We start from the raw sequence: 6000 nt of genomic DNA, 5'->3' as shown, positions 1-6000 counted from the left end.
AGCTCTGCGGGGGCAGCCCGGGGCTTCCCGCGTCCGCGCGCGGCGCCGGGAAGTGGAACTGCTCTTGAATGACCGAGCGGTTCGCTCCCTTGCCGATGCTCTGCCTCACCACCTGCGGGATCAGCACCTGACCCTGCAGCAGCTGGCGGATGCTCTCCTCGACGAAGGCGTTCAGCTCCGGCTCCTTGCTGAACCTCACCTCCAGCTTAGAAGGATGCACGTTCACATCGACTAACGACGGGTGCATTTCCAGCTGAAGAACAGCCAGCGGATAACGGTTGATCGGCAGCAGCGTATGATAAGCCCGCAAAATGGCTTGATACAATCCATGATTGCGGATATATCTGCCGTTGACGATCGTCGACATGCCGCTGCGATTCGAACGGGTCAAGTCGGGTCGACCTATATAGCCGCTAATTTTGTAATCAAGGCTGTCGGCAGTAATAGGAACCATCGCTCTTGAAGCATTTATGCCGTAAATTGAAGCAATAACTTGGAGCAGATCGCCATTGCCTTGCGTTTGCAGCAAGGTATTGCCATTATGGCGGAGCGTAATGGCGACTTCTGGATGAGCGAGCGCCTGACGGTACATTACATCTGAAATATGCCCTAACTCCGTCTGGATCGTCTTCATATATTTCAGTCTGGCAGGCGTGTTGTAAAACAGCTCTTTGATCGTAATATCCGTACCCTTCGGAGCTGCGGCCTCCTCACTCTGCTTCAAACTGCCGCCTTCCATCACAATGACCCGGCCAAGGCCGCTGTCATCGCTGCTCGTCAGCAGCTGTACTTTGGCGACAGCAGCAATACTCGGCAGAGCCTCGCCCCGAAAGCCCAGGCTGCGAATCTGAAATAAGTCTCGTCCCGTTTGCAGCTTGCTTGTCGCATGGCGGAAGAAAGCCGTCTCGCAATCGTCCGGCTCGATGCCCGAACCATTATCCGTTACCCGGATAAGCTGGAGACCGCCCTCCTCCACCTGAACGTCAATTTTGCGGGCTCCGGCGTCCACGGCATTTTCGACCAGCTCCTTGACCACCGAAGCTGGGCGCTCGACCACCTCCCCGGCAGCAATCTGGTTGGCGATATGCTCGTCCAACACAACGATATGAGCCATCGTTACTCACCTCTTCCTGCAAACTTTGATCTTGATCTGCTATTTACCACGGATCAGCTATTTTCACTCTGCTACTGTTCATATTATAAATTTTTAGCTTTCATCTTCAAATCATTAATGAGCTGCATCGCCTGAAGCGGCGTCATATTCAGCAAATCGGCATTGTTAACCATGTTAAGTATACCGCGGATTTTGGCGTCATCCTCGCTCAGTCTTGATCTCGATACCGCCACTTCATCGCCGAACATCGAGAGCTGCACTACTTCTGGACTCGCAGCTGGGCCAGCCGCAGTATTGTATTCCGTGCCGTCCGCTGTTTCATTTATTGCACTGCTTGTTCGTTCATTTGTTGGGCCATTGGATGCTTTATCCGCAATGCACTCTGTCGCACTATACGACGCTTCACTAGCTGCGCCTGTTGCTGCACGATATAATCTTTCGGCCTGCTCCTCGTTGGGAACACCAATCGATGCCCCTCCCTGTGCCTCTGCTTCAGCACTCTTCGCGGCAGCTCCATCTCCGACTGCCGCTCCCGTCTGGCCGGTGCGAACCTCTGCTCCCCCCGTCGCCACCTCGGCAGCCGCCTGCTCAAAGCCCTGCAGCAAGCCGTAGGCACGCTCGATAATGCCCCCCGGCAGCCCGGCTAATCTAGCGCAGTAGATTCCATAGCTTGTATCCGCCGCTCCGGGAATGAGCTTGCGCAGAAAATGCACCTTGTCTCCGCTCTCCTGAACAGCCATAGAGTAGTTGCTCAAACCTGCCAGACTGCTCTCCAAATGAGCCAGCTCATGAAAATGCGTGGACACGAGCGCTTTACAGCCAATGTGATCATGCACATATTCAATGACCGCCTGGGCAATCGCCATGCCTTCGCTCGTCGATGTCCCCCGGCCCAATTCGTCGATAATGATCAGACTACGGGAAGTAGCTTTCTCGGTCATGACCTGGATATCCGCCATTTCAACCATGAACGTGCTCTGTCCGCCAATTAAATCATCGGCTGCGCCGATGCGGGTAAAGATCCGGTCAACCATTGGAATTTCAGCCGATGCAGCCGGTACAAAGCTGCCGATTTGCGCCATGATCGAAATAAGAGCTACTTGACGCATATAAGTGCTCTTCCCCGCCATATTCGGCCCGGTAATAAGTAAAATGCTGGCCTCATCCTGCTTCAGCGTCGTCCCGTTCGCAATGAAGGCGGAATCGCTCATAACCGATTCAACGACGGGATGGCGGCCCTGCTCGATGACCATGTTATAGCCGTCGATTAGCGTCGGCTTCACAAAACCGCTGTCCGCCGCTACGGCTGCAAGCGAGCGGTACACATCGACCTCGGCGATATGCTCGGCAAGCTGCTGCAGACGAGTGATTTCCCGGCTGATCCGCTCGCGCAGCTCGGTGAACAAAGCATATTCGAGATCGACCATTTTCTCTTCCGCTTCCAGAATCAGCGTTTCCTTCTCTTTCAGCTCCGGTGTTACGAAGCGTTCCGCATTCGCCAGCGTCTGCTTCCGTTCATATCTGCCTTCAGGCAGCAAGGACAGATTCGCTTTAGTAACCTCGATATAATAACCAAACACTTTGTTATAGCCGATTTTCAGCGACTTAATTCCCGTAGCCTGACGCTCAGCGGCTTCCAGCTCGGCGATCCAGCGTTTGCCGTTCGTACCGGCTTCCCGCAGCTCGTCAAGGCGCTCGTGATAACCGTTTTTAATGATGCCGCCGTCTCTGACAGATACCGGGGGCTCGTCCGCTATAGCAGCCTCGATCTGATCCGCTAAGTCCGCGCATTCATCCATCTCCCCGGCGATCCGGACAAGCGTCTTCGATGCCGATGACTGGCATAGCCCCTTGATTGCCGGCACTTGTCGTAAGGAGAGCTTCAGAGCGATTAAATCTCGCCCGTTGGCATTGCCGAAGGCAATTCGGCCTACAAGCCGTTCCAGATCGTAAATCTGTTTCAGCGCTTCCTTCAAATCTTCCCGCAGCATAAAATCTACATGCAAATTGCTGACAGCCTCCAGACGCTCCTCGACCTGGCTGCGATGCAACAGCGGCTTGTCGATCCAGCGCCGCAGCATTCTTGCGCCCATGGACGTCTCCGTCCGATCCAGCAGCCACAGCAGAGAGCCCCGTTTCGAGCGTTCGCGAACCGTCTCCACCAGTTCGAGATTGCGGCGCGTAAATGGATCGAGAATCATAAAATGCTCCGGCTCGTAGGCGGATATTTTCGTAAGCTGCCCCAGCGACCGCTTCTGCGTCTCGCTCAAATAACCGACCAGCAGGGCCACGCAGTCGCGGCGCTCCGTCTCCAGTCTTGCCCAGACAGCCTCTCCAAACTGCTTGCGTCCCAGCTCGTCCTTTCCCTTGTCCCACGGTGTATAGACGATCGGTTTGCCTACAGGACTGCTGGACTCGCGCATCCATTCCAACAACGCATCGTCTCCGATCATCTCGGAAGGATCGTAGAGCCCTACCTGATCTCTTAGCCACTCCCTGCTGGAAGGCGAAGAACTCACATACAATTCACCTGTGGACAGGTCGCAGGAGGCGATCGCCATCATGCCCTGCCGCTCCGTAACACATAGAATGTAATTGTTGGCCTTGTCGCCAATGGTCTTTCCTTCCATGACCGTCCCCGGCGTAACCACCCTGACGATTTCCCGCCGTACGACGCCTTTAGCCTGCGCGGGATCTTCGGTTTGCTCGCAAATCGCTACCTTGTAACCTTTCTCGATCAGCCTGTGGATATAGTTCTCGGCAGAATGGTAGGGAACGCCGCACATCGGAATTTTCTCCTCGGGGCCTCCCCCTCTCGCCGTTAACGTAATTTCCAGTTCCTTCGAGGCAAGTATCGCATCATCAAAAAACATTTCATAAAAATCGCCCAGCCGGAAAAAAAGAAATGCATCCTGTGCCTGGGCTTTCACGCTTAAATATTGTTGAATCATCGGCGTATAAGTTGCCATGATCATCCTCCATACCCATTTCATAGACTTCAATTAGAGGCTGTACAAAAGCCAATTTTTGAGCACAAAGCAAGCCAGGAAGCCCTTTATACTTCGAACCTTGAATTTGCCCGGGAATAGCGTATGCTTCCATCGTCGGTTTCTCCGAAAACGTGCTGCCGAGCTCCTTGTACCTGGCTTCATTCTACCTTCCTGGTACTGAAAGTCTAACATTTTGATCCATCACTATTATAGCAAAAGTATAGCAAAAGCGCCCTCAGCTTACGAATGCTTTTCCAATTTCCAAAGCCTGCGAATGTCCTTCGTCTCGTCCCAGGTACGTCCCGTCCAGGCTGCTTCCATCAACGGGGCAATATAGCTCTCGTATTTCGAATAAGCTGCTAGTGAAGCCAGATCGACATACAGTTCGGCCAATACCTCGCGCAGTTGCATCTGATCCCCATGGTAGAACGCCGTGTAGATCCGCTCATTTTGAAGCGGTCTTCGTCTCAACTGCCCTGAGTGCCCCGCAATTAGCGCGGCAATCGCAACAACTCCCTTGGTTACAAGAGGAGAAATTAAAAAGCTGGGCAGGGTACGATATTCGAATCCTCCATGTTTCTGCAGCCGGAAGTCGCCTAAATAACCATATCTAGGCCGCCTCTTCAAGCCCCGACGATCCTCTAGGACAGCGATCGGCAATGCCAGATAATTGTCCAGCACCTGCAGCAGCTCAAAGGTCAGCGGAATCCCGCTGAAATGAATGTGGCCTCCTAGAGGAAAGCCCGGCTGGGGCATTCCCCCCGCCTGCCACTGCAGTGCCTTATCATCAATCGCTTGATAGGCTAGCCGAAATGCGCGCAGCAAATGAATAAGCACTTCCCTCGGCTCCCCGCCGGGCTCCGGGCGCAGCTCAACCAATGGAAATCGCCGTTCCCCCCGATATCTTAGAGAATCACAGCCTGCCTCGCCGCCAATCTCCAAATAACGTGAAGCCGGGATCACTTTGCCTGTGGCACGGTTAAAGAGCAGAAACTCAGGATCCATACCCAGAAGCATTCGCGGCTCATTCGCCGTGTCTGAGGTCTGATGAAGCTCCGTCAACAGATTGATCATGGCCTCTGCTGCCAGCTCCGCCTTGGCTTCCCCGCGAAAATCCGGCATGGCCGACACATGCTCCACCGTAAATTTGCCCTCTTCTCCAGCGCGGATCGTTACTTCTCCCATTTGCAGATTCAAGGCGTAGAGTGCGCGGACAGCGACTTTCTCAAGACGGTGTTCAAGCAGCGAACGACTCCCCTCTTCTTCTTTTCTAAGCTCAGGCCTACAAGTGCCACCGGTATTGAGAGCCGCAATAAAGGTAGCCTGCAAATGAAACACCTGAACGATATAACGGCGCATAAAGCTGCGATTGCGAAGTAAATGCGGTTGATGCGGTGCGTTCCCAGCGGCAGTGAGGGAGGCATTTAGACCACTGATCGTCAAGCGGTTTTGTCGCTTCGGGATCGAGCTGCCGAGAAACTCCTGCAGCTTTTCATTCATAATATACAGCCTCTGGGAGAACTGCCCCAAGCCTTGCTTACTCTCCCGCTCTTCCCCCCTCTCGTACGCCATCATATACCTGATTTCTATCCATTCCTGAGAAGCCGACAGTGCACTTTCCGCGATGTACCCCACCGCTTTGCTGCATTCGATGCGGTGCCCTCCGCTGCGGGCCAATGCTTTCAGAGCTTCCAGCAGCTTGCCAGCAGATGCTCCAGGCTCGACCTGAATGCGCAGTCCGGTGTGACATACTTGCTCCATCCCCTCTTCCCCCTCGTATGACGAAACTGTCCGCATATTTTTAATTTATTTTTTTATACAAAAAGAGGGCAGCCGCCCTCGACGACGCCGCCCCTGCCGCATATATTGGATTATCTTCACCTAGCGCATGTTTCT

The 6000-nt window shown here is 53.8% G+C and carries 3 protein-coding genes; all 3 read right to left on the bottom strand.

What is annotated here, in order from left to right; translation table 11 throughout:
• Positions 1–1114, bottom strand: a 1114-nt coding sequence (mutL, locus tag CZ379_RS26710; RefSeq protein WP_234404934.1) for a DNA mismatch repair endonuclease MutL, incomplete at its 3' end; no start/stop codon positions are given.
• An 83-nt stretch (positions 1115–1197) separates the two neighbouring features.
• Positions 1198–4083 carry a DNA mismatch repair protein MutS gene (gene mutS / locus CZ379_RS16685; protein ID WP_110932654.1) on the bottom strand — a complete coding sequence of 962 codons (2886 nt, stop codon included), beginning with the start codon at positions 4081–4083 and terminating at the stop codon, positions 1198–1200.
• A 261-nt stretch (positions 4084–4344) separates the two neighbouring features.
• On the bottom strand, positions 4345–5865 hold the full coding sequence (locus tag CZ379_RS16680; RefSeq protein ID WP_234404933.1) for a putative amidoligase domain-containing protein: 1521 nt from the start codon (positions 5863–5865) through the stop codon (positions 4345–4347).
• Positions 5866–6000 lie beyond the last annotated feature (135 nt).

Source organism: Paenibacillus bouchesdurhonensis (assembly GCF_900155685.1).
GTDB lineage: Bacteria > Bacillota > Bacilli > Paenibacillales > Paenibacillaceae > Fontibacillus > Fontibacillus bouchesdurhonensis.
The sequence above is the reverse complement of the archived record's forward strand: the minus strand, read 5'-3'. Positions and strand labels throughout refer to the sequence as shown.

Excerpts from the sequence above, each read along its gene's own strand:
- CZ379_RS16680 (WP_234404933.1), bottom strand. The coding sequence starts at position 5,865 with ATGGAGCAAGTATGTCACACCGGACTGCGCATTCAGGTCGAGCCTGGA.
- mutS (WP_110932654.1), bottom strand. The coding sequence starts at position 4,083 with ATGGCAACTTATACGCCGATGATTCAACAATATTTAAGCGTGAAAGCC.